This window comes from Streptomyces sp. NPDC111606, from assembly GCF_055656945.1.
In genome coordinates, this window is sequence record NZ_JBVKBY010000011.1 from 209,453 (window position 1) to 231,747 (window position 22,295).

The 22,295-nt window shown below is 70.7% G+C and carries 22 protein-coding genes; 5 read left to right on the forward strand and 17 right to left on the reverse strand.

The window, feature by feature from the left end; translation table 11 throughout:
- Positions 1 to 158 precede the first annotated feature (158 nt).
- Positions 159 to 362, reverse strand: a complete 204-nt coding sequence (locus tag ACZ7M7_RS33865) for a hypothetical protein (protein ID WP_030048901.1) — start codon at positions 360 to 362, stop codon at positions 159 to 161.
- 383 nt (positions 363 to 745) lie between these two features.
- Entirely contained in the window at positions 746 to 1,027 is a 282-nt protein-coding gene (locus ACZ7M7_RS33870) for an acylphosphatase (RefSeq protein ID WP_356941691.1), read from the reverse strand.
- A gap of 152 nt (positions 1,028 to 1,179) precedes the next feature.
- On the opposite strand from ACZ7M7_RS33870, the gene ACZ7M7_RS33875 reads away from it, so the two are divergent.
- A complete protein-coding gene (locus ACZ7M7_RS33875) occupies positions 1,180 to 2,361 on the forward strand; it encodes a CAP domain-containing protein (protein ID WP_472123632.1) in 1,182 nt (393 codons plus the stop codon).
- A gap of 179 nt (positions 2,362 to 2,540) precedes the next feature.
- On the opposite strand, the gene ACZ7M7_RS33880 is transcribed toward ACZ7M7_RS33875, so the two are convergent.
- The 4 genes from ACZ7M7_RS33880 to ACZ7M7_RS33895 form a co-directional block, all read right to left on the reverse strand.
- Positions 2,541 to 3,512, reverse strand: coding sequence for a GNAT family N-acetyltransferase (locus tag ACZ7M7_RS33880; RefSeq protein WP_472123635.1), 972 nt, complete (start codon positions 3,510 to 3,512; stop codon positions 2,541 to 2,543).
- Positions 3,513 to 3,655: 143 nt separating this feature from the next.
- A complete protein-coding gene (locus tag ACZ7M7_RS33885) occupies positions 3,656 to 4,102 on the reverse strand; it encodes a DUF7144 family membrane protein (RefSeq protein ID WP_383607424.1) in 447 nt (148 codons plus the stop codon).
- 235 nt (positions 4,103 to 4,337) lie between these two features.
- Positions 4,338 to 4,682 carry a hypothetical protein gene (locus tag ACZ7M7_RS33890; RefSeq protein WP_383607425.1) on the reverse strand — a complete coding sequence of 115 codons (345 nt, stop codon included), beginning with the start codon at positions 4,680 to 4,682 and terminating at the stop codon, positions 4,338 to 4,340.
- A gap of 89 nt (positions 4,683 to 4,771) precedes the next feature.
- Positions 4,772 to 5,356, reverse strand: a complete 585-nt coding sequence (locus ACZ7M7_RS33895) for a flavodoxin family protein (RefSeq protein WP_472123638.1) — start codon at positions 5,354 to 5,356, stop codon at positions 4,772 to 4,774.
- Between the two features lie 123 nt (positions 5,357 to 5,479).
- On the opposite strand from ACZ7M7_RS33895, the gene ACZ7M7_RS33900 reads away from it, so the two are divergent.
- Positions 5,480 to 5,881, forward strand: coding sequence for a winged helix-turn-helix transcriptional regulator (locus tag ACZ7M7_RS33900; protein WP_383628529.1), 402 nt, complete (start codon positions 5,480 to 5,482; stop codon positions 5,879 to 5,881).
- Here the strand turns inward: ACZ7M7_RS33900 and mutM are convergent.
- From mutM to recG, 8 genes are all read right to left on the reverse strand, one after another.
- Positions 5,854 to 6,714: a bifunctional DNA-formamidopyrimidine glycosylase/DNA-(apurinic or apyrimidinic site) lyase gene (gene mutM / locus ACZ7M7_RS33905; protein ID WP_472123641.1), complete on the reverse strand. Its 861-nt coding sequence runs from the start codon at positions 6,712 to 6,714 to the stop codon at positions 5,854 to 5,856. The two genes, ACZ7M7_RS33900 and mutM, sit on opposite strands and share 28 nt — an antisense overlap.
- A 99-nt stretch (positions 6,715 to 6,813) precedes the next feature.
- On the reverse strand, positions 6,814 to 7,647 hold the full coding sequence (gene rnc, locus ACZ7M7_RS33910) for a ribonuclease III (protein ID WP_328878962.1): 834 nt from the start codon (positions 7,645 to 7,647) through the stop codon (positions 6,814 to 6,816).
- A 7-nt stretch (positions 7,648 to 7,654) separates the two neighbouring features.
- Entirely contained in the window at positions 7,655 to 7,828 is a 174-nt protein-coding gene (gene rpmF, locus ACZ7M7_RS33915) for a 50S ribosomal protein L32 (RefSeq protein ID WP_015657589.1), read from the reverse strand.
- 2 nt (positions 7,829 to 7,830) lie between these two features.
- The gene (locus ACZ7M7_RS33920) at positions 7,831 to 8,469 is read right to left on the reverse strand and encodes a YceD family protein (RefSeq protein ID WP_472123644.1); all 639 of its coding nucleotides are present in this window, start codon (positions 8,467 to 8,469) and stop codon (positions 7,831 to 7,833) included.
- 138 nt (positions 8,470 to 8,607) lie between these two features.
- Positions 8,608 to 9,705, reverse strand: coding sequence for an ATP synthase F0 subunit B (locus ACZ7M7_RS33925; protein WP_383607429.1), 1,098 nt, complete (start codon positions 9,703 to 9,705; stop codon positions 8,608 to 8,610).
- A 58-nt stretch (positions 9,706 to 9,763) separates the two neighbouring features.
- On the reverse strand, positions 9,764 to 10,243 hold the full coding sequence (gene coaD, locus ACZ7M7_RS33930; protein WP_328422970.1) for a pantetheine-phosphate adenylyltransferase: 480 nt from the start codon (positions 10,241 to 10,243) through the stop codon (positions 9,764 to 9,766).
- Between the two features lie 26 nt (positions 10,244 to 10,269).
- Positions 10,270 to 10,857 carry a 16S rRNA (guanine(966)-N(2))-methyltransferase RsmD gene (rsmD, locus tag ACZ7M7_RS33935; protein WP_383607430.1) on the reverse strand — a complete coding sequence of 196 codons (588 nt, stop codon included), beginning with the start codon at positions 10,855 to 10,857 and terminating at the stop codon, positions 10,270 to 10,272.
- 106 nt (positions 10,858 to 10,963) lie between these two features.
- Entirely contained in the window at positions 10,964 to 13,171 is a 2,208-nt protein-coding gene (recG, locus tag ACZ7M7_RS33940) for an ATP-dependent DNA helicase RecG (RefSeq protein ID WP_472123648.1), read from the reverse strand.
- A 190-nt stretch (positions 13,172 to 13,361) separates the two neighbouring features.
- Between recG and ACZ7M7_RS33945 the strand changes: the two genes are divergently transcribed.
- Both ACZ7M7_RS33945 and ACZ7M7_RS33950 read left to right on the forward strand, forming a co-directional pair.
- Positions 13,362 to 15,200: an HSP90 family protein gene (locus ACZ7M7_RS33945; RefSeq protein WP_451172543.1), complete on the forward strand. Its 1,839-nt coding sequence runs from the start codon at positions 13,362 to 13,364 to the stop codon at positions 15,198 to 15,200.
- Positions 15,197 to 18,169, forward strand: coding sequence for a tetratricopeptide repeat protein (locus tag ACZ7M7_RS33950; RefSeq protein WP_472123651.1), 2,973 nt, complete (start codon positions 15,197 to 15,199; stop codon positions 18,167 to 18,169). Before ACZ7M7_RS33945 ends, ACZ7M7_RS33950 begins: the two co-directional genes overlap by 4 nt.
- A gap of 31 nt (positions 18,170 to 18,200) precedes the next feature.
- Here the strand turns inward: ACZ7M7_RS33950 and ACZ7M7_RS33955 are convergent, their stop codons facing one another.
- Positions 18,201 to 19,892 carry a DAK2 domain-containing protein gene (locus ACZ7M7_RS33955; protein ID WP_472123654.1) on the reverse strand — a complete coding sequence of 564 codons (1,692 nt, stop codon included), beginning with the start codon at positions 19,890 to 19,892 and terminating at the stop codon, positions 18,201 to 18,203.
- 256 nt (positions 19,893 to 20,148) lie between these two features.
- Between ACZ7M7_RS33955 and rpmB the strand changes: the two genes are divergently transcribed.
- On the forward strand, positions 20,149 to 20,334 hold the full coding sequence (gene rpmB / locus ACZ7M7_RS33960) for a 50S ribosomal protein L28 (protein WP_003993230.1): 186 nt from the start codon (positions 20,149 to 20,151) through the stop codon (positions 20,332 to 20,334).
- A gap of 128 nt (positions 20,335 to 20,462) precedes the next feature.
- On the opposite strand, the gene thiD is transcribed toward rpmB, so the two are convergent.
- Both thiD and ACZ7M7_RS33970 read right to left on the reverse strand, forming a co-directional pair.
- Complete coding sequence (thiD, locus tag ACZ7M7_RS33965; protein ID WP_451172551.1) at positions 20,463 to 21,263, reverse strand: bifunctional hydroxymethylpyrimidine kinase/phosphomethylpyrimidine kinase; 801 nt, start codon at positions 21,261 to 21,263, stop codon at positions 20,463 to 20,465.
- On the reverse strand, positions 21,260 to 22,228 hold the full coding sequence (locus tag ACZ7M7_RS33970; protein ID WP_328422982.1) for a thiamine-phosphate kinase: 969 nt from the start codon (positions 22,226 to 22,228) through the stop codon (positions 21,260 to 21,262). The genes thiD and ACZ7M7_RS33970 overlap by 4 nt, the downstream gene beginning before the upstream one ends.
- Positions 22,229 to 22,295 lie beyond the last annotated feature (67 nt).

The window sequence follows — 22,295 nt, forward strand, 5'->3', positions numbered from 1 at the left end:
CGGGGGCAAGAAAGATAAGCCGGGGGCAAGAAAGAAGGGACGCCGAAGCGTCCCTTGCAACTTCTGACGACTGGCTGACCAGTCGCCTGACAACTACCTAGCGGTTGGATATGAGCCGCCCAAACCACTGCTTGTGCTGTCGTGGAGCGGTGCAGTGATCAGGTGAGCGCAGGCTCCGCCTGGTGTGCGTCGATGCTCTCCATGATCCTGTCGTGAGAAGCGGCAGCCGTCAGCGCGTCGTTCTCCGCCTGGATCCGTCCGAGCTCGGATTCCAGGTCCTGGACACGCTGCTGGAGCCGTCGCATCTCGGCGAGGAGTCGAGGGTCGGAGCCGCCGACGTAACCGAGAAGCGCCTTTGCCATGATGGATGGTCCTCCACAATGAGTGACCGACCGAAGCGGTGTGGGTCGTGAGGGAATCGCACCCGCGGTTGCTTGGCAGGACCGGAGTTGTGCTGCCGTTCAGCCACGCCAAACAGCTAAGGTGCGCGGGGCTTTCAGCGTCTCACCAAAAAGTTTGACGGTCAACACGATCACGCCCCGTATTGGCGGGCAAACCCGGGGGCACACGGCCTTCAGACGGCTGCGCGGCGACTCCTGCGGGCCCTTCGGGGCGTGGCGATCATCCTTGAGTGCGGAGCCTGCCATCGCGAGCCGTTCTTGGCAACCACCTGCTCATTTCTGCTTGGGGCAGTTGCCGGTGGCAGGTCCCTCCGCTTGCGCCAGGGCTGCTTTACAGAATCGGCTCAGCGGATGGCGAAGCCGTCGTAGCCCCCTCGAGGTGTGTCCCAGATCTCGGTGACACCGTCCACCCGCCCGGGCGTGTCGTCTCCCTGGAGCCAGTCGAGGAGTCCTTCACAACCCTTGCGCGGACCCTCCGCGACCACTTGGACCCGGCCGTCGGCCAAATTGAGAGCAAAACCACTCAGGCCGCCGATCTCTAGGGCCTTGGCCCGCGTGAACCAGCGAAAACCCACACCTTGGACACGTCCACGCACCCAGGCGACCAGCCGTACATCCTCGCTCATGACTGCAACCTAACGGGCCAATGTCTCTCCGGACACTTCCTCCACTGGCGCCATGCGGTACCGTCCCCACCCAATGAATCTCATATGAAACTCACACGATCGAGTGAGTTCTGTGAGGACGTTGAGACCGCAGGGACGAGGAAGGCCAGAACATGGGACGCCACCGACGCTCCGCCGCCGGACGCGCCGCCACCGGCCGCGCCACGGGGGTCACACATACGGACGGCTCCTTCACGGAGCGCCACGACCCGCTCAACTCGTACGACGGCGACCGGCCCACCATGGGCATCGCGCCGTATCTCAACCCGGAGGCGTACGCCGAGGCCTACGCGAAGAGTGACGCGTACCTCTTCGCCGAGGACGACGACTACGACCGGATCACCAACACCGCGACCTTCCCGAGCGACGCCGGCTCCATGGGCGCATCGGCCTCGGGTGTGGACACCGCGGTCTTCCGCAGTGACGGCTTCACGCCCAGCTCCGGCTCCCGTCGCCCCGGGAGTGGCACGCACCGCCGCCGTAAGAAGAAGGCTGTGGCGCCGGTGAAGACCGGTCTGCTCGGCGTCTCCGCGGCGGTCGCCCTGGGCACGGTCGCGGTCGCCACCGGTGTGGTGCCCGGCATCGACAACTACAGGCTCGGCGGGGGCAACGGCGCGGACAAGGTGCAGGCCGCCGACACCCCGACCAACTCCCCCAACGAGCAGGGCGGCACGTCCGGCAACGCCGACAGCCACGACAACGGCTCCTCGACGAGCCGCGACAACGAACGCCCCACCTCGCCGGCCCCGTCGACCTCGTCGGCCGCACCGACGAAGACCCCGTCGAAGAAGCCCTCGGCCACGCCCAGCCAGAAGCCGAAGGACACCCCTTCCCGCACGGCCACGAAGACGCCGGAGAACAAGCCCGAGAAGAAGCCCGAGAAGGAGCAGACCAGCGCTCCCGTGGCGGTGTCCGCGCAGGCCGCCGCCGCGGCCGAGGTGCTGAAGCTCGTCAACGAGGAGCGCGCTCAGGTCGGCTGCAGCGCGGTCGCCGCCAACAGCTCGCTCACCGAGCTGGCCCAGGACTTCAGCGCGGACATGGCCAAGCGGGGCTTCTTCGACCACACCGACCCCGACGGCGCGTCCCCGTGGGACCGGGCCGCAAAGGCCGGCATCACCGACCTCGGCGGCGAGAACATAGCCCGCGGCCAGTCCGATGCGGCCGCCGTGATGGAGGCCTGGATGAACAGCCCGGGCCACAAGGCCAACATCCTGAACTGCGACTTCAAGACCCTCGGCGTGGGCGTGCAGCTCGGCGCCGGCGGCCCTTGGTGGACGCAGGACTTCGGGTACTGAGACAGCCGGCCGCAGTCGCGGCCGGTGGGCGCGCGCTCGGGTCAGGCCGTCCGGCCGTCGCCGGCCTCCCTGTGCCTGCCCGCGCACAGGGCCCGGACGACGAAGAAGTCAAGGATGTCGGCGAGCGCACCCAGCCCGGCCACGAAGACGCCGCTACCCAGCCGAGCGCGGCGGTGGTCTCAGCGCCAGTCGTCGATCACATACGCGTCGGGGTGGCTGTACCCGGGTTCGTTGGGCCTGTGCATGGTCACGCCTTGCAACCAGGTGCGGAAACCGCGGTCGATCATGCGCCGGTAGGCATCCGGGCGGCCCAGGTTCATGCCGGCGTCCAGTTGCCCCAGGCCGCGCTCGGCGGCCAGCAGCTCGCACGCGTCGAGCAGTCGATCGAACCGGTCGGCGGCCCCCGGACCAGGACGTACGGCCCCGAATTTGACGAAGCACACGTCCGCGCCGGCCTCCGACCCGGCTCCGCAGTGGCAGACCGCCAGGCCGTCGAGCTCGGAGGCAGCGCCCTGGAGCAGGATGGTGTCACCGAGTCCCTGCGCGTGCGCGGCCACGATCTCGCGTTCCAGGCTCAGGCCCTCGTACACGGCTCCGGTCAGTGCGCGACAGAGACTCAGCGCGTCAGGCCGCTCGGCAGCGGGCAGTTCGCCGTAGAGAACCCGGCCGGGGACTGCGGCACCGTCTCTGACCTGCTTCTTCATGATGGCTGTGAGGAATCGAGGCCAGAAACCGTACCGGCGGTAGAGCTCAAGATGCTTGGGACTGTGCGCGAAGGTGAACAGGCCGAGGTGGCGGTTCCCCCAGGCGTCGAAGCAGTCCATGACCGGCTCCATCAGACGCCTGCCGATGCCCTGGTCCCACAGATCCGGATGCACGGTCAGCGGTCCGAAAAACCCGATGCTGCCCCAATTGGTGGCGAAGTTCGATCCGACTACTTCGCCCTCGACCGTCGCCGCGAATGCCGCCCGCGGATCGGCCGCCCAACGCGTACGGACATAGTCGACGGTCCCGAAAGGATCAGGGACCCCCAGGAACGTACCGAAAGCGGCCCTGCAGATCTCATCGGCCCGGTCCAGGTCCGCCTCACCCAGCGGGCGGGCTGATACCGGGGCCGCGTCACTCTTGTGCTCCGCTGCTGGTGGGATCATCGCTCTTTCCCTCCGACGCCCCTTTCCATCGCAGCACGGAGGTGCGCTGCAGGCGAGGCGAGCGGTCCGGCGACCGCCGGCGATCACCGGCTGAGGTCGCCATCACCCGGATTCGAACCGGGGGCGCGCCCACCGGCCGCGCGTCAGGCCGTCCGGCCGTCGCCGGCCTCCCTGTGCATGCCCGCGCACAGGGCCCAGACGACGAAGAGGTTGACGGCGACCAGCGTCAGTGCCCATAGGGGGTAGTACGGCACCCACAGGAAGTTGGCGAGCGCGCCCAGCCCGGCCACGAAGACACCGAAGAAGCGTGCCCACAGCGCTCCGCTGAGTACGGAGCAGCCTGCAATGACAAGGAGGATTCCCATAATCAGATGGACCCAGCCCCAGCCCGCCAGGCTGAACTCGAACACATAGTGACGTGTCGCGAGGAACAGGTCGTCCTCAGCAATGGCCGCGATTCCCTCGAAGATCGCCATTGCCCCACCGAAGATCATCAGTGCTGCCGCGAGGACGGTGGTACCGGACGTGGGCGCATGCCAGGGGCGCGGTTCGGCGTTGGCCCATTCGGGTTGGGGGACGTCACGGGCCATGTCGGCCTCCTTGGGTCGCAAAGCCATCCGGCCAGCCGAGCTTCCTGGACTGACTCGATCCCCTGATCTCAGCGTGGCACGACGGCACTCCGTCGGCATTCCGGCGCCGTGGCGCCGACTGCGCGGGAACGGCAGTGGCCGGTGGGCAGCTGACCCCAGGTGCGCCCAGGTAGACGCTGCGCAGGTCAGTGCCGCACCCGCCTGCCCTCGCTGCCAGGCACCCCGGCCCCGGCCCTCAGTCCTCGGCAAGCCCCAAGGGGCGCATGGCCGACCTGTAGTCGCCGGTGGTGACGAGGTTGTCGATGACGTGGACCATGGCGGGGATGCCGGGGTCCCGGACGATGAGGTTGTCCCAGCCGTAGAAGTACCGGCCCCCGAGCGACTCCCCGGTGTCCTTCCAGCGGTCCATCAGGCGGCGCGCCTGGTCGAGGGTGCAGACGGACCCGGACCACCGCTGTCCATCGGCGAACGTCACCCACATGTCGACGTCGCAGACCGCGTCGAGATCCTCCCCCGCGCCCACTACGAAGCAGATTTCGTACCCGTCCCTGCGCACCCGGTAGAACGGGCCGTCCCACATGCTTCCCCCAAGACACCGTCCCCCGCGGCCGGCTCGGTCGGCAGGCTACAGCGAGGACGGCGCCTCGGGCGCGCTCATTGCGGCGTCGCTCAGGCGGCCACGCGACCCCGCGCGAACGCCTTCGCCGTCTCCGCCACCCGGCGCCCCAGGTGCTCGGCGGTCGCCACGTCGGCCTTGTGGACGGCCTCCGGCCCCTGGTCGGCGTTGGTCTGGGCGGCGGCCCCCGTGAAGACGCCCAGGCGGTTGAGGTCGTTCTCCGAGCCGACGCTGCTGTTCCAGCCGGGGAGGAGGCCGAGGTTGATCCAGTGCATGCCGAGCTGGGCGGCCAGGATCTGGAAGAACTGCAGGGTGTGCAGCTTGTCGCCGCTCTTGGAGGCGGAGTTGGTGAAGCCGGCGGCCAGCTTGTCCGTCCAGGCCTGGTCGGCCCAGCGCTTCGAGGTGGCCTCGGCGAAGACGTGGAAGGCGCCGGAGGCGGTGCCCATGTAGGTGGGCGAACCGAACACGATCGCGTCCGAGGCGTCGAGGGTCGCCCACTGCTCCTCGGTGATCTCGTCCACCTTGATCAGATGCACCTCGGCACCGGCCTCGACGGCACCGGAGCGGACGGCCTCGGCGATGACGGCGGTGTGGCCGTAGCCGGAGTGGTAGGCGATGGAGACGACGGGGGTGGTCACTTGGGCACTCCTGAACGTAGGCAGCCCAGCGAGAAGCGGCTCGCTGGCGATGACGAAAGGAAAGCACTAACTTCTGGTTAGTGCAACCTGCCAGTTAGCGCTGCGTTCGAGTACGCTTGAGGGATGGACACCACGCAGGAGCGCACGGAGGCGCAGGACCTCCCGTACAACGTGTTCGCCAAGGCCTGTCCCTCGCGCGGCACGCTGGAGCACGTCACGGGCCGCTGGGGCGGGCTCACGCTCGGCGCTCTGTACGAGGGCTCGCTGCGCTTCAACGAGCTGCGCCGCCGCGTCGACGGCGTCAGCGAGAAGATGCTGTCCCAGACACTGCACGCCCTGGAGCGGGACGGCCTGGTGCACCGCGATGCCCAGCCGACGAACCCGCCCCGCGTCGACTACGAACTGACGCCCCTGGGGCGCGAGGTGGCGGAGCGGCTGCTGAACCTCATCCACTTCGTGGAGGGGCAGATGGACGACGTCCTCGAAGCACGTGTGCGCTACGACGAGACGCGCGGCGCCCTCTGACACTTCGGGCAGAAGTAGCTGGACCGGTTCATCCAGGCCCGCCTGCGCATCGGCGTACCGCACCTCTTGCACGGCAGCCCTTCACGGCCGTACGCGTCGAGCGATCGGTCGAAGTAGCCCGACTCACCGTTGACGTTGACGTAGAGGCTGTCGAAGCTGGTGCCGCCCACCGCGAGGGCGGCGTTCATGACGTCCCTCACGTGGCCCAGGAGTTCGAGGCTGCGCGGGCGGGTGAAGGTGGCGGTCGGGCGGTCGTAGTGGAGGCGGGCGCGCCAAAGGGCCTCGTCCGCGTAGATGTTGCCGACGCCGCTGATCAACGACTGGTCGAGCAGGGCCCGTTTGATGGTCGAGCGCTTGCGGCGCAGGGCCTGGTGGAAGGCCTCGTCGTCGAAGAGCGGGTCGAGGGGGTCGCGGGCGATGTGCGCGATGACGTCGGGCAGGCCGTCGGGGGTGTTGTCGTGCAACGACAGGCCGCCGAAGGTGCGTTGGTCGACGAAGCGCAGTTCGGTGTCGAGGGCGTCCGCGAACCGCACCCGGATCCTGAGGTGCTTCTCGTCGGGCGCGGTGCTCGGCTGGACCAGCAGCTGGCCGCTCATGCCGAGGTGGGCCAGGATCGACTGGTGCGTGTCCTCCAGGGGCAGCCACAGGTACTTGCCGCGGCGGCTCGGCGTGCCGATGCGGTGGCCCTTGAGGCGGTGCGTGAAGTCGTCGCCGCCCGCGATGTGCCGGCGTACGGCACGCGGGTGCAGCACCTCGGCATCGGCGACCGTACGGTGGGCGACCCACCGCTCCAGTCCGCGCCGTACGACCTCGACCTCGGGCAACTCGGGCATGGGGATCCCCCGTAACACCTGGGCGGCCCGGCAGAGCCGCTCAATGGGCCGAGCGCCCGCCCCACGGCGGGGTACGGGCGCTCGGATCGCGCTGTTCGGTCAGGCGGAGGCCGACGACGCATCTGCGTCGGGCTCGGCGGCATCGGCCGCCGACTTGCGGGCGCGCTCGTCCGCGGCGGCCTTGATGGCCCGCCACGCGGATTCCGCGGCCTGCTGCTCCGCCTCCTTCTTGCTGCGGCCGGTGCCGGTGCCGTACGAGACGCCTCCGACGCGGGCGGCAGCAGTAAAGGTCTTCTCGTGGTCGGGGCCGGTCTCCGTGACCAGGTACTCGGGCACGCCGAGCCCCTCGGTCGCGGTGAGCTCCTGGAGACTGGTCTTCCAGTCCAGGCCGGCTCCGAGGTTCGAGGACTTCTCGATCAGGGGATCGAACAGGCGGTGCACCAGCTCCGCCGCCGAGTCCAGGCCCTGGTCGAGATAGACCGCGCCGATCACCGCTTCCAGGGTGTCGGCAAGGATGGACGCCTTGTCCCGGCCGCCCGTGCCCTCTTCACCGCGGCCGAGCCGGATGAAGGAGCCCAGGTCGAGCCCGCGGCTGACCTCCGCCAGTGCGCGCGAGTTGACCACCGCGGCCCGCAGCTTGGCCAGTTGGCCTTCAGGCAGGTCGGGGTGGGTGCGGTACAGCGTGTCCGTGACAACGAGGCCGAGAACGGAGTCCCCGAGGAACTCCAGGCGCTCGTTGGTGGGCAGGCCGCCGTTCTCGTACGCGTACGAACGGTGGGTCAGCGCACGCACCAGAAGGGCGGACTCGAGCTTGTACCCGAGCCGCCCTTCCAACAGCGTGTGGGACGAGGCCTGGTTGTCCGCCTTCTTACGGGCGTGTGGGTCCGCCTTGGCGTCTTCCGCCTTCTTGGCAGTGGACACAGTGCCTCTCACCAGCCGCTCAGACCTCGAGGACCTGGCGCTTGTTGTAGGTGCCGCAAGACGGGCACGCAATGTGCTGCTGCTTGGGCTCGTGGCAGCGCTCGCACGCAACCAGGGGGGTGACCGCAGCCTTCCACTGCGACCGGCGGTGGCGCGTGTTGCTGCGCGACATCTTCCGCTTCGGAACAGCCACGGCTACTTCTCCTGCTTCTCGTCGACGCCCGCTTCGGCGCCGCTCATCTCGTCCTTCTCGCCGTCCGTCATGGTCTCGGCGAGTCCCTGCAGTGCCGCCCAACGGATGTCGACGGCGTCGTGGTGGTGGTCCGGGTCGTCCGCGAGACGTGCTCCGCACTCGGCGCACAGTCCAGGGCAGTCGTCCTGGCACACCGGCTGCATCGGCAGTGCGAGCACCACCGCATCACGCAGCACTGGTTCGAGGTCGAACAAGCCGTCCTCGAGAAAGAGCCTGTCCTCGTCGTCCTCGGCGTCGTCGCCGGGTTCCGTGCTGTGACGGCCCCGGTCGTCGGCGTCAGGGTACGAGAACATCTCCTGGAATTCCGCTTCGACGTCGAGCTGAAGCGGCTCCAGACACCTTACGCACTCCCCCTCGGCCTGTGCACGGCCGGTGCCTGTGACAAGCACACCTTCCATGACCGACTCGAGTCGGAGTTCGAGCTCAACCGGGGCACCTTCCGGCACTCCGATGACCTTCTGGATACCGAGATCCTTGGGGGCGTCGACCGTGCGGGTCAGGCGCTGCAGCGCACCGGGCCGCCGACCCAGCTCGTGCGTGTCGAACACGAGAGGGTTGCGGTGGTCGAGGCGGGCTGTCACGCCATTCCTGCTTTCGATCTGCTGAGCTCAGGGGGTTACTGCCCTTGGATGTTCCCGGGCAGCGTTGATCGCGGACGTACACGCGACCGAAGAGCCAGGATACTGGACCTTTCGCTCACGGCCCAATCCGGTGGCTTCTTACTGTCCGCGCCCCTGCTCGTAGGCCCGCAACTGCTCCGCGCTGATCATGCTCGTGTCGAAGAGACTGGTCTCGTCGAGGGCGTAACCCTGGCCGCCCTGCGCGGCCTGCTGCGGGACCTGCTGCTGGGCGTGCTGGGCCTGGTGCGGGTCGTAGGCCGCCTGCTGGGGGTCGTAGCCCTGGTAGGCGTAGGGATCGGCCTGCTGGTAGCCGTAAGGATCCTGCTGGGCCGCGTACTGCTGCTGATAGCCGGCGTACGGGTCCGCGGTCTGCTGCTGATAGCCGTACGCGGGCTGTACGGCCTGCTGGTCGTACTGCTGCTGTGCCGGTACGGCGGGCTGCTCGGCCGGCGCCGGCGGAGCCGCCGCGGCGTCCTGCTCCGCGAGCGCGGCGAGGTCGGCGAGGTAGTCGGCGTCGCTGGAGTGCTGGACGGTGCTGGTGTCGTCGGAGAGGGCGCCGAGGTCGTCGCTGGCGATACGGCCGTGCAGCTTCTGCCGGCCGCGGCCGACCGCCTCCAGGGTCTTGGCCAGGACCGCCTCGAAGGCGCCCAGCTTCACGTCGACGTATCCGTCGGCGTTGCGGCGCAGGGTCTCCGGGTCGTGGCTGCGCTCGGGGGCGTCCTCGTCCTCGTAGCCGTGCTCGTCGGTGCCGGGTCCGGTGCCGAGGAGCTTCTCGCGGCCCCGGCCGACGGAGCCGAGGGTCTTGGTGAGGACGACCTCGAAGTTGGCGAGCTTGGAGTCGACGTAGTCGTCGGCCTCCGCGCGGATGTCCTCGGCGTCCTTGCGGGCCTCGGCGAGGATGCGGTCGGCCTCGGCCTGGGAGCGGCGGGCGACCTCGGTGTCGGAGATCAGCGAACCGCGCTCGGCGTGCGCGCCCTGGATGATCCGGTCGGCCTCCTGGCGGGCCTGCTCGACCATCTGCTCACGGCCGCCGATCAGCTCCTGGGCCTGGGCGAGGGAGCCGGGCAGGGCCGCACGGACCTCTTCCAGCATCGAGAGCAGATCCGCGCGGTTGACCACGCACGAGGCCGACATGGGCATCGACCGGGCACCCGAGACCGAGGAGACGATCTCGTCGAGCTTCTTCTGCACGTCCACCGTGTGCTCGCCACTCTCTACTGCTGTGATGGAGACGGACGGGACGACTGTAGCCCCATCAGTCCTTGCGCAGGCGCTTGTTGAGGGCCTCCAGAACCACCGGCGGCACGAGGTGGGAGACGTCGCCGCCCCAGGTCGCCACCTCCTTGACCAGGGAGGAGGACAGGAAGCTGTAGGTGGGGTTGGTCGGCACGAAGAGCGTCTCCACGCCCGACAGGCCGATGTTCATCTGGGCCATCTGCAGCTCGTAGTCGAAGTCGCTGACGGCACGCAGGCCCTTGACGATGGCCGGGATGTCGCGCTGCTTGCAGAAGTCGACGAGGAGGCCGTGGAAGGCCTCGACGCGGACATTGCCGTACTCGGCCGTGACCTGGCGGATCAGGTCGAGCCGCTCGTCCACCTCGAGCAGGCCCTTCTTGGCCTTGTTGATCATGACGGCGACGTAGACCTCGTCATACAGCCTTGAGGCGCGGGAAATGATGTCGAGGTGTCCGTTGGTGATCGGGTCGAACGACCCGGGACATACAGCGCGGCGCACTTGTGATCCCTCGCTCTCGGGTCCGGTCATCGTGCGTCTTCGCACGTTGAGGCGGCGCGACCGTACCAAAACGTTCCCTCGCCGTAACGACGGGCCCGGATCCCTTCGAAACCGTCCGGCCACCGGAACTCTCCGCCTCTGGTGCTGCGCTCCACGGTGACGAGCGCTTGGGCCGCGAGCCAGCCCCCCGAGCGGAGTGTGAGGAGAATCTCCCGAAGATCGTCGTCAGAGACGGCGTACGGGGGATCGAGGAAGACGAGGTCGTACGGCTCGGCCGGCGCCGGGGTCTGGATGATCTGTTCGGCTTTGCCCGACCTGACCTCGGCGCCGGGGAGTCCGAGGCTCTTCACGTTCTCGCGGACGACCCTGGCGGCTCGGGCGTCGGCCTCGACCAGGAGGGTGTGCCCGGCGCCGCGGGAGAGCGCCTCCAGGCCGACGGCGCCCGAACCGGCGTAGAGGTCGAGGACGCGTTCGCCTTCCAGCGGGCCGCCGAGGAGGGACTGCCAGGTGGAGAAGAGACCTTCGCGTGCGCGGTCTGATGTTGGCCGGGTTCCCGTGCCTGGCGGCACGGCTAGACGACGTCCGCCGGCTGCGCCGGCGATCACGCGGGTCATCTTTGGTCCTTGGGTGTGAGCGGCTTTGGGTTCAGTGTGGCTGGTCGTGCCCCCGCGGCGGTAGCCGCATGGTCCATACAGCCCCGCGCCCAGGGGTCGGCATCCCTCACCCCTTCTCCAAGTACTGTTCCCTCTCCTCGTCCAGGAGCGCGTCCAAGGCGGTGCGCAGACCCGGGAGGTGCTCCAACTCCGGATCTGCCGCCACCAGCGCCGTCGCCTCGTCCCGTGCCTCGGCGATGATCTCCTCGTCCTCGATGACGGCCAGGACGCGCAGCGAGGAGCGTGCCCCGGACTGGGCCTGGCCCAGGACGTCGCCCTCGCGGCGCTGTTCCAGGTCGATGCGGGAGAGTTCGAAGCCGTCGAGGGTGGCGGCGACGGCGTTGAGGCGCTGGCGGGCCGCGCTGGCCTCCGGCATCTCCGTGACCAGGAGGCAGAGGCCGGGGGCGGTGCCCCGGCCGACCCGGCCGCGCAGCTGGTGGAGCTGAGAGACGCCGAAGCGGTCGGCGTCCATGATCACCATCGCGGTGGCGTTGGGGACGTTCACGCCGACCTCGATGACCGTCGTGGCGACCAGGACGTCGGTCTCGCCGGCGGCGAACCGGCGCATCACGGCGTCCTTGTCGTCGGGGTGCATACGACCGTGCAGGACCTCGACCTCGAGGCCCTGGAGAGGCCCCTTGCCGAGCTGGTCCGCCACGTCCAGGACGGCGAGCGGCGGGCGCTTCTCCGCCTCGTCCTCCGGGGACTTCTTCTTGCCGGCCTTCTTCGGGTCGTCCTCCTCGTCCCCGATGCGGGGGCAGACGACGTACGCCTGATGGCCATTGCCCACCTCCTCGCGCACGCGTTCCCACGCGCGGGCCAGGAAGTGGGGCTTGTCGGCGGCCGGGACGACATGGCTGGCGATCGGAGAGCGGCCGGCCGGGAGCTGGTCGAGGACCGAGGTCTCCAGGTCGCCGAAGACGGTCATGGCGACGGTGCGCGGGATGGGGGTGGCCGTCATGACCAGGAGGTGGGGCGGCTGCTTGCCCTTGCTGCGCAGGGCGTCGCGCTGCTCCACGCCGAACCGGTGCTGTTCGTCGACGACGACCAGGCCCAGGTCGTGGAACTGCACCTTGTCCTCGATCAGCGCGTGTGTGCCGATGACGATCCCGGCCTCGCCGGTGACGAGATCGAGCAGCGCCTGCCGGCGGGCGGCGGCGCCCATGGACCCGGTCAGCACGACCACCTTCGTGGCCTGCTCCGCCCCGCCCAGCATTCCGCCCTCGGCGAGCTCTCCCATCATCTCGACGATCGACCGGTGATGCTGCTGGGCGAGCACTTCGGTGGGCGCGAGCATGGCGGCCTGCCCGCCCGCGTCGACGACGGTGAGCATGGCGCGCAACGCGACCATCGTCTTCCCCGAACCGACCTCTCCCTGAAGCAGCCGGTGCATCGGATGCTCGGTGGCCAAGTCGTCGAAGATCTCCTTCGAGACCTTCTGCTGGCCCTCCGTGAGGGTGAAGGGGAGCCGGTCGTCGAAGGCGGTCAGGAGGCCGTCGGGCTTGGGTTTGCGGGCGACCGCCGGGAGTTGGGCGTCGGCGTGACGGCGGCGGGCCAAGGCCACCTGGAGGACGAAGGCCTCGTCCCACTTGAGGCGGGAGCGGGCGTCCTCGATGTCCGCCTTGGTGTGGGGGCGATGGATCTTGAGGAGCGCTTCGGGGAGGGGAACCAGGCCGCGGCCCTCGCGGAGAGTGGCCGGGACGGGGTCGACCGCCTCCTGGGCGCTGGGCAGGACCGTCTGGATGGCCTTGCCGATCTTCCAGGACTCCAGCTTGGCGGTGGCGGGGTAGATCGGGATGAGGGCGCCGGCCCACGTCTCGACCGCTTCCTCCGAGTCACCGCGCAGCAACTCGTATGCCGGGTGCGCCAGTTGGAGGCGGCGGTTGAAGACGGAGACCTTGCCCGCGAACATCGCGCGGGTGCCCGGCAGGAGCTCCTTGTGGGGCTTGTGAACGCCGTTGCCGAAGAAGACCAGTTGGAGCCGGCCGCTGCCGTCGGTGATCGTGACTTCCAGGCGCTGGCCCTTGCCGCGCGGGGCCTTGCTGGAGGCGAAGGTGTGCAGGCGCGCGTCGGCGACCATGGCGACCACCGTGACGTGCTCGTCCATGGGGAGGTCGGCGAGGTGGGTGAGCTGGCCGCGCTCCTCGTATCTGCGCGGGTAGTGGTGCAGAAGGTCGCCGACGGTGTGCAGGCCGAGGTGCTCGGCCATCACCTTCGCGGTGGGAGGGCCGAGCACCTTCTTCAGTGGTTCTTCCAGTGCGGGCACGAGATCCATTCCACACCACGGCACTGACAATGCCGTAGAGGTCAGCGCGGCAGTCCGGGTAAACGTCCCGGAAAGCCCTGGTCAGACGGTTCGTTTCGGCCCTAGGATGGCGCGCTCCGGCCATCCTTTCGCGGTCACCGCCTCACCGGGACCGCCCGACCCCGCGCCGTCGCGAAGTCCCCCCACCGGCGCAGCGACGATGGACTCCCAGACCTCACAGTCATCCCAGGCACCTCAGCCGTCCCAGTCACCTCATACGTTCCAGGTCGACCTTCGCGGTCTGGTGGACCTGCTCTCTCATCACCTCTACTCCAGCCCGAAGGTCTACCTTCGCGAGCTGCTGCAGAACGCGGTCGACGCCATCACCGCCAGACGCGCCGAAGAGCCGGGCGCACCCGCCAAGGTCCGGCTGTACGCCGAGTCGGGCGCCCTGCGCGTCGAGGACTCCGGAGTCGGGCTGACCGAGGCGGACGTGCACAACCTCCTCGCCACCATCGGCCGTAGCTCCAAGCGTGCCGAGGGGCTTCAGGAGGCCCGGTCCGACTTCCTCGGTCAGTTCGGCATCGGTCTGCTGGCCTGTTTCGTGGTCGCCGAGCGCATCCGGGTGGTCAGCCGCAGCGCCCGTACGCCGGACGCGGCGCCCGTGGAGTGGACGGCGACGGACGACGGTTCGTACACCGTGCGGACGCTGCCGGACGACGCCCGCGCCGAACCGGGCACCACCGTGCACCTGGTGGCGCGCGCAGGGGCCGGCGAGTGGCTGGCGCAGGACCGGGTGCTGGCACTGGCGCGGGACTTCGGCTCGCTGCTGCCGTACGACGTCCGGGTCGGCGACGAGGCGGTCACCGACCTGCCCGCGCCCTGGGACCGGCCCTACCCCTCCCCCGCCAACCGCAGGGTGGCCCTGGCCCGGCACTGTCACGACCTGTTCGGCTTCACGCCGCTGGACTCGATCGAGCTGGACGTGCCGCTCGCGGGGATCCGTGGCGTGGCGTACGTCCTTCCGTCGGCGGTCAGCCCCGCCCAGCGGGCCGGCCATCGCGTCCACCTCAAGGGCATGCTGCTGACCGAGCGCGCCGAACAGCTGCTGCCCGACTGGGCGTTCTTCGTGCGCTGCGTCCTGGACACCGACAGCCTGCGACCGACGGCCTCGCGCGAGTCGCTGTACGAGGACGAGACGCTGGCGGGCGTACGGGAAGCGCTCGGCGAAAGGATTCGGTCCTGGCTGACGGGGCTGGCGGCCGGTGATCCGGAACGGCTGGCGGCGTTCCTGTCCGTGCACCATCTGGGCGTGAAGTCGCTGGCGCGGCACGACAAGGAGATGCTGCGCACGATGCTGCCGTGGCTGCCCTTCGAGACGACCGACGGGCGGCTGTCCCTGGAGGAGTTCGCGCAGCGGCACCCGGTGGTGCACTTCACGCGGACCGTAGAGGAGTACCGGCAGGTCGCGCCGATCGCGTCCGCGCAGGGCGTCGGGGTGATCAACGGCGGTTACACGTATGACAGCGAGCTCGTCGAGGCGCTGCCGTCGGTGCGGCCGGGGACGGTCGTCGCCGAGCTCGACGCGGACACCGTGACCGCCCATCTGGACTCGGTCGACCCGGCCGAGGAGCTGGCCCTCGCGGGCTTCCTGGCGGCCGCGCGGGCGAAGCTCGACCCGCTGGGCTGTGACGTCGTCCTGCGCGCCTTCCATCCGCTGTCCGTGCCCGCGCTGCACCTCGACGACCGGGCGGCCCGGCACGAGCAGGCGCGCGCGGAGGCCGAGGAGCAGGCCGACGACCTGTGGGCGGGCATCCTCGGCTCGCTGCGCGGCAGCGCGCCACGCGCGCGTCTGGTGCTCAACCACCTCAACCCGCTGATCCGGCGGATCAGTTCACTGGGCGATCCGGAGCTGATCGGCACAGCCACCGAGTCCCTCTACGGGCAGGCCCTGCTGATGGCGCAGCGCCCGCTCAGGCCGGCGGACTCCGCACTGCTGAACCGGGCCTTCATCGGCCTGCTGGAGTGGGCCACGAACGGCGAGGAGGGCCGCCGATGAGCGGCGTCACTGACTTCGACTCGCTGCGCCGGGCGATGGCGGAGAACTCCGAGGAGCCGGAGGGTCCCGCCCGCAACGCACGCGCGGAGCAGCTGCTCGCCGAGGCCGAGAAGCTGGGCATCCCGCTCGCCGTGATCGAGGCGCTCGGACACCAGCTGAAGGTCTACAACTACAGCTCCGAGAAGGACAAGATGTTCGTCCCCTTCGCGCGTCTGCTGCGCATGTGGGACGAGCGGCCCGAGGACTTCGACGAGTACGAGACGCACTCGCTGCACTGGGTCTTCAAGTGGATGTCGTCCGGCATGCTCGACCAGCCGCACATCCCGCTCGCCTCGATCGAGAAGTGGCTCGGCGAGATGGAGCACCGCTACCGGCTCGCCGGGCACTCCGAACGGGCCGTGCGCAGCGCCGAGTTCAGTGTGGCCGCGCATGTCGGGGACGTGACGCGGGCCGAGCGGGCCTACGGCGCCTGGCTGGCCGCCGACCGGGACAGCATGGCCGACTGCCACGCGTGCGAGCTGCACGGGCAGGGCTGGTGGCAGTCCGAGCGGGGCCGGGACACGGAAGCGCTGGAGTTGTGGGCGCCGGTCCTGGAGGGCGAGTTCGCCTGCGCCCACGAGCCGCACACGGTCCTCGCGTCCTCCCTGACGCCGCTGCTGCGCCTGGGCCGCGTGGACGAGGCCCGCGCCAACCATCTGCGGGGCTTCAGGCTCGTACGGGCCATGGAGAGCATGCGTGGCGCCTACGCGGACCACGTCGAGTTCTGTGTGCTGACCGGCAACGAGGCGCGCGGCCTGGAGCTGCTCGCGGAGCGGCCCCCCTACTTCACGGACGCCGGACATCCGCGCAGCAAGCTGGAGTTCATGGCGGTCGTGGCCCTGCTCATGGACCGCCTCACCGAGCTGGGGCTGTCCGAGCAGCGGGTTCCGGGGCCGGCGGGCCGCGACTGGACCGCCGGTGAGCTGGCCGCACACGCGCGTGCGCAGGCCCTCGCGCTGGCGGCGGGCTTCGACGGGCGCAACGGCACGGAGCACGTCAGCGAGCGGGCACGCGCGCGTATGGAACAGCGGCCACTGGTGGAGCGGCTGCCGCTGGGGGTGCGTACGGCTGCCCGCCCGAAGGCGGTGGCGATGCCCGCACCGGCTGCGGCCGCCGCACCCGGCGGTTCCGAAGGGGCCGACACGGAGGCCGGCCTGCCCGCGCTGCTCGCCGAGGCACGGCGGCTGTCGGACACCCTGCAGCCCAACGCCATCGAGGCCTGGGCCGCCGTCTCCCGCGCCGCCGAGGGCGTCGAGCTGCACGCCCTCGACCGCGCGGAGATCGTGGACCACCGGGCGATGGACCTGGGCCCCGAGGGCATCCCACTCTTCGAGGAGGCCGCCGAGCTGTACGCGGCGGCGGGCGACCCCGGGGAGGCGCTGGCGGCACGCGCGCGTGGCGCGTACGTAGGCGCTCTCACGGGCGAGGTGCCGCAGGCCCTCACGGCGATCGCCGACCTGTACGACCGGGTTCTCGCGCTGTACGCCGAGGACGGCACGGGCGTACGCCAGACGGCGGCCGTGCTGATGAGCCGGGCGCGGATTCTGATGCGGCGGGTGCACGAGGCGGACGACGCGGTGCCGGAGGCTGTTCTCGCCAACGCGGAGACCGCCGCCCGTGAGGTGCTCGCGCTCGTCGACGGGCGGGCAGGGGACGACGTACGGCTGGCTTCGCGGGCCGCGGAGGCGCAGGCGATGCTCGCGGAGCTGGCGGCGCTCACCGGGGACGTGGAGGGAGCCGCGGAGCTGTTCGCGCGGGCTTCGGCGGAGTTCGTCGGGGCCGGGCTGCCGTGGTTCGCGGTGGAGTACGAGGCCCGGCTGGCCGGACTCGCGCACCATCTCGGCGACACCGCGGAGGCCGAGCGGGCGCTGCGGGCGGCCCTGGAGCACGGCGGGCCGCACCTGGAGGCGACGGGGCGGGCCCAGCTGCATCTTCAGCTGGCCGAGGTGCTCGGCGGCCGTGGGCTGTCCGAGGAGGCTGCCGAACACGCCCTGGAGGCCGCGCACTGGGCCGACGAGGCGGGCGAGAGCCGGACGCTGGGCGCTTGGGCGCGGCAGCAGCTGGGCGGGTTCCTGCTGCGGCAGGGACGGTTCGCCGAGGCCGCCGAGGTGCTGGAGTCGGCGCTGCCCGACCTGACCGCCGAGACCCACGGCGACGGCGCGGTCGTCCAGACGCAGTGGTGGCTCGGCGACTGCCTGAGCGAGCTCGGCGAGCACCGCGAGGCGGCCGAACGCCGGTTGCAGGCGGCCGAGATCGCCCGGCACTGGCCCGAGCAGCACGACCACGCCACGCTGGCCCACCTCGCCGCCGAGTCCCTCGGCCACGCGGGCCTGCACGGCGAGGCGGACCAGGCGTACGCGCGCGCGGGTGCGCTGTGGCGCACCCTCGGCAATGTGCACGGCCTGGTCCGCTCCCTGCGTGCCCGCGCGTGGCTGGCGCTGCGGGTGGAGGACGGGGAGGACGGGGCGGATACCGCGTCCCGGTTGATGGCGAGCGCGGTCGAGGAGTGCGGGGCGGCACTGGAGGCCGTCGAGGACGACGAGGCGCGCGAACGACTGAGCGCCGAACTCGGCCAGACCCACCGGCAGTTCGGTGACCTGCTCGCCCGGTCGGCCACGGAGGACGCCGAGGACGAGTCGATCCGGACCGCGCTGGAGGAGGCCCTGTCCCAGATGACGCGGGCCGTCGCGGTGTTCGGCTTCCTCGGCGAGGACGCCCTGCACAGCCGCACCGGCGCCGAACTCGCCGCGGGCTGGCTGGAGGCCGACCTGAGCCGCCCGGCCGAGGCCGCGGCACGCGCGCGTGCGGTGCTGGTGGCGTACGACGGCCACGACGAGGACGACGAGGCGGCGCAGGAGCGGCGGGCGGAGGCCGGGCAGATGCTCCAGGTGGTGCAGGAGCAGGCCGACGCGGAGCAGGACAGGGCGTAGCCCCGGCCGGGCGGGCCCCTTCGGGCGTGGCCTACTCCACGCCGATGAGCAGCAGCGCTCCCTGCCGCCCGCCCCGGTACACCACGGTGTCGACGGCGAGATACGACTCACGCACGCGTGCTTCGAGGTGCTCGGCGATCGTCTCGGGCGCCTCGTCGCCGAGGACGAGGGTGACGAGTTCACCGCCGGCCGAGAGCATGCGGTCGAGGACCGTCCCGGCGGTGGTCGTGACGTCCGTCCCGATCACGGCCACGTCGCCGTCGATGAGGCCGAGGACGTCGCCGGCCTGGCAGATGCCGGCCATGGTCCAGGACTGGCGCTCGGCGACGGCGACCTCGGCATAGCGGGTCGCGCCGGCCGCCGAGGTCATCGACACGACGTCCTCGTCGAAGCGGCGGTCCGGCTCGTGCACGGCGAGCGCCGCGATGCCCTGGACCGCGGAGCGGGTGGGGATCAGTGCCACGCGGATGCCTTCCGTGCGGGCCTGCTCGGCCGCCGCGGCGGCGGTGTGGCGGAGTTCGGCGTCGTTGGGCAGCAGCACGACCTCACGCGCGTGGGCACGCCGTACGGCCTGCACGAGCTCCCCGCTCGCGGGCGGCTCCCCCGGGCGCGCGAGGACCGTGGTCGCGCCGGCCTCGCTGTACAGCCCGGCCAGGCCCTCGCCGGGCACGACGGCGACGACGGCACGCTGGGCCCGCTCCCGGGGCGGCCGCTCGGCACCGGTGGTGTGCACGTCCCCGGCACCGAAATGGGTGATGCGGATCCGGTACGGCCGCCCCGCCTCGACACCGGCCTCCACAGCGGCCCCGGCGTCGTCGACGTGCACGTGCACGTTCCACAGCCCGTCACCGCCGACGATCACGAGCGAGTCCCCAAGGGCGTCGAGCCGCCCCCGCAGCCGCGCCACGGCCGCGTCCTCGGCCTCCAGCAGGTAGATCACCTCGAATGCGGGCGCGTCCGCCCCGGCGGCGTCGGTGCAGTCCTCGACGTCGGCGAGGGAGGTCTCGTCACCGGGTGAACCGCTCTGCACGCGCGCGTGCATTCCGGAGGCCTGGTGGGCCACCGGGGCCGCCGCCTCACCCGTGAACGTCTCCACCAGCGCGCCCAGCACCGCCAGCAGCCCCCGCCCGCCGGCGTCGACGACCCCCGCCCGCTCCAGGACCGCCAGTTGCCCGGGCGTCTCGGCCAACGCCACGCGCGCGCCCTCGTACGCGGCCCGCGCGACGGCCCCGCAGTCGTCGTGCTCGGCCCCGTCGGCCGCGTCGGCGGCCGCCGAGGCGACCGTGAGGACGGTTCCCTCGACGGGGTGGGCCACGGCCTGGCGGGCGGCGTCCGCGGCCTGCCGCAGGGCGAGGCGGAGACCGGTGCCATCGGTGTGAGCCGACTCACCCTCGGCGGCGAGCACCTGAGCCATGCCACGCAGCAGCTGGGCGAGGATCGTCCCGGAGTTGCCCCGGGCGCCGATCAGGGCCCCGTGCGCCATCGCTCGGGCGGCGTCCGCCAGGGTGGGCTTGCCGACGTCGTACGCGGCGAACACGGCCTCCACCGCCGCGACCGCCGACTCCACCGTCAAGTACAGGTTCGTCCCGGTGTCCCCGTCGGCCACGGGATAGACGTTGATCGCGTCGATCTCCTCACGTGCCCGGCCGAGTGAGTCGAGCGCGAGGCCGCACCAGGTGCGCACCGCGAGAGCATCGAAGAATGTCTGCGGCACCTGCGCCACCTGCGCCTCCTTGAGCTGCCGACCGTGGCACGCAGCGTAGACCCAGGGACGGTGCGCGCCGGAAGCGGGCCGGGAGCGGGCCCCTGATCAGGCATGGTAGTTTCGTTGGACTGGCGCAGTCGTTGTATGCTGCTCCGGTTGCCCGATGAAAATCGGGCCGTTCCCCTGGCAGCGCCACTCAGATCTCTCATCGTAGATCTCGATCCCGGCATGCCGGGATTATCCGTAAGAGCATCTGAAGTCTTTGGAGTGACCCGTGGCTGCCAACTGCGACGTCTGCGGCAAGGGGCCGGGCTTCGGCAACAACATCTCGCACTCGCACCGCCGTACGTCCCGTCGCTGGAACCCGAACATCCAGCGCGTGCGTACCGTGGTCGGCGGGACGCCGAAGCGCGTGAACGCCTGCACCTCGTGCATCAAGGCCGGCAAGGTCTCGCGCTGACGCACAGCTAAAGCGCGCGGCCACAGCTGGTTCGCTGCAGTAAGCCGGTCCACCGCAGGGTGGACCGGCTTTTTGCATGCCCGTGGACCGGCCTTTTCGCCGTACGCGAGGCAAGGTTCCCCGCGGCGTCAACGGGCCGTGGTACCCCGCGTGAGCGCCCAGCCGTGATCCACGGGCCCGATCCCCCCGCCGAGTGCGAACCCGGCGGCGATGGCGCCCGTGACGTACTCCTTGGCGGCCGCCACCGCATCCGGCACCGACAGCCCCTTCGCGAGGTGCGACGCGATCGCGGAGGCGAGGGTGCAGCCCGTGCCGTGGGTGTGGCGGTTGTCGTGGCGCGGAGCCCGCAGCCAGTGCTCCTCGGAGCCGTCGGTGAGGAGGTCCACGGCGTCGCCGGCGAGATGGCCGCCCTTCACCACGACCCACCGCGGCCCGTAGGCCAGCACGGCCGCCGCGGCCCGCCTGAGGTCGTCCTCCGCCTCGACGTGCACTCCGGTGAGTTGAGCCACCTCGTCGAGGTTCGGGGTCGCCACGGTCGCCACCGGCAGCAGCTTCGTGCGTACGGAGTCCAGCGCGGACGCCGCCAGCAGCGAGTCGCCGTGCTTGGACACGCCCACCGGGTCGATCACGGCCGGCACGTCGGTGCCGGCGATCAATTCGGCCACCGTCTCGACGAGTTCGGCCGACGCGAGCATGCCCGTCTTGATCGCCTGTACGCCGATGTCGTCGACGACGCTGCGGTACTGGGCCCGTACCGCCTCCACAGGCAGCTCCCAAGCGCCCTGCACACCAAGGGAGTTCTGGGCGGTGACAGCGGTGATCACGCTCATGCCGTGCACGCCGAGTGCGAGCATCGTCTTCAGGTCGGCCTGGATGCCCGCGCCGCCGCCGGAGTCGGAGCCGGCGACCGTAAGGACGTTGGCGATCATGACTCGATGTCCCCTCCGAAGTGGTCCCAGCCGCCCTTGCGGGTCCACGGTGCCCCGTCCACCGTCACCTGGGGCAGCGCCGAGGGGTTGAGGACCTCGCCGATGACCTTCCAGCGGGCCGGCAGCTTCACATCCGGCGGGAAGGTCGCCACGATCGCGTGGTCCTCTCCCCCGGTCAGCACCCACTGCATGGGATCGACACCGACGGCCTGCCCGATGTCGTTCATCTGGGAGGGGATGTCGATCGCGCCCGAGCGGATGTCGATACGGACCTTGCTGGCCTCGGCGATGTGGCCGAGGTCGGCGATCAGCCCGTCGCTCACGTCGCACATCGCGGTCGCGCCGAGCCCGGCGGCGGCCGGACCCGCGTGATACGGAGGCTCGGGGCGCCGGTGTGCCTCGACGAAGGCGCGCGGCGAGCGGAAACCGCGGGCGAGCACGGCGTATCCGGCCGCGGACCAGCCCAGCCAGCCCGTCACGGCGACGAGGTCGCCGGGCTGCGCGCCCGCCCGGGTCACCGGCTCCTGGTTGCGCAGATCGCCGAGCGCGGTGATCGACACCATGATCGTGTCGCCCCGTACGACGTCCCCGCCGACCACGGAGGCACCCGCGACCTGGCACTCGTCGCGCAGGCCGTCCATCAGCTCGGTCGGCCAGGTCACCGGGAGTTCGGCGGGGACCACCAGGCCGAGCAGCAGGGCCGTCGGCACCGCGCCCATGGCGGCGATGTCCGCGAGGTTCTGCGCGGCGGCCTTGCGGCCCACGTCGTACGCCGTGGACCAGTCGCGGCGGAAGTGCCGCCCCTCCAGCAGGATGTCGGTGCTGGCGACCACCCTGCGGTCGGGCGCGGCCACCACCGCGGCGTCGTCGCCGGGGCCGACCCGGACCGCCGGGGTGGTGGTCAGACGGGAGGTGAGCTCCCTGATGAGCCCGAACTCGCCGAGCTCACCAACAGTGCCCTTCATTGCCCTTACGCCCCTTCTGTCCCTGTTCGCACCCGGTCGCGCGTCACTACTGTCCTCGCTACGGTCG

Coding starts and splice junctions, on each gene's coding strand:
- ACZ7M7_RS33865 (WP_030048901.1), bottom strand. CDS start 362: ATGGCAAAGGCGCTTCTCGGTTACGTCGGCGGCTCCGACCCTCGACTC.
- ACZ7M7_RS33870 (WP_356941691.1), bottom strand. CDS start 1,027: ATGAGCGAGGATGTACGGCTGGTCGCCTGGGTGCGTGGACGTGTCCAA.
- ACZ7M7_RS33875 (WP_472123632.1), top strand. CDS start 1,180: ATGGGACGCCACCGACGCTCCGCCGCCGGACGCGCCGCCACCGGCCGC.
- ACZ7M7_RS33880 (WP_472123635.1), bottom strand. CDS start 3,512: ATGATCCCACCAGCAGCGGAGCACAAGAGTGACGCGGCCCCGGTATCA.
- ACZ7M7_RS33885 (WP_383607424.1), bottom strand. CDS start 4,102: ATGGCCCGTGACGTCCCCCAACCCGAATGGGCCAACGCCGAACCGCGC.
- ACZ7M7_RS33890 (WP_383607425.1), bottom strand. CDS start 4,682: ATGTGGGACGGCCCGTTCTACCGGGTGCGCAGGGACGGGTACGAAATC.
- ACZ7M7_RS33900 (WP_383628529.1), top strand. CDS start 5,480: ATGGACACCACGCAGGAGCGCACGGAGGCGCAGGACCTCCCGTACAAC.
- mutM (WP_472123641.1), bottom strand. CDS start 6,714: ATGCCCGAGTTGCCCGAGGTCGAGGTCGTACGGCGCGGACTGGAGCGG.
- rsmD (WP_383607430.1), bottom strand. CDS start 10,857: ATGACCCGCGTGATCGCCGGCGCAGCCGGCGGACGTCGTCTAGCCGTG.
- recG (WP_472123648.1), bottom strand. CDS start 13,171: ATGGATCTCGTGCCCGCACTGGAAGAACCACTGAAGAAGGTGCTCGGC.
- ACZ7M7_RS33945 (WP_451172543.1), top strand. CDS start 13,362: ATGGACTCCCAGACCTCACAGTCATCCCAGGCACCTCAGCCGTCCCAG.
- ACZ7M7_RS33950 (WP_472123651.1), top strand. CDS start 15,197: ATGAGCGGCGTCACTGACTTCGACTCGCTGCGCCGGGCGATGGCGGAG.
- thiD (WP_451172551.1), bottom strand. CDS start 21,263: ATGATCGCCAACGTCCTTACGGTCGCCGGCTCCGACTCCGGCGGCGGC.
- ACZ7M7_RS33970 (WP_328422982.1), bottom strand. CDS start 22,228: ATGAAGGGCACTGTTGGTGAGCTCGGCGAGTTCGGGCTCATCAGGGAG.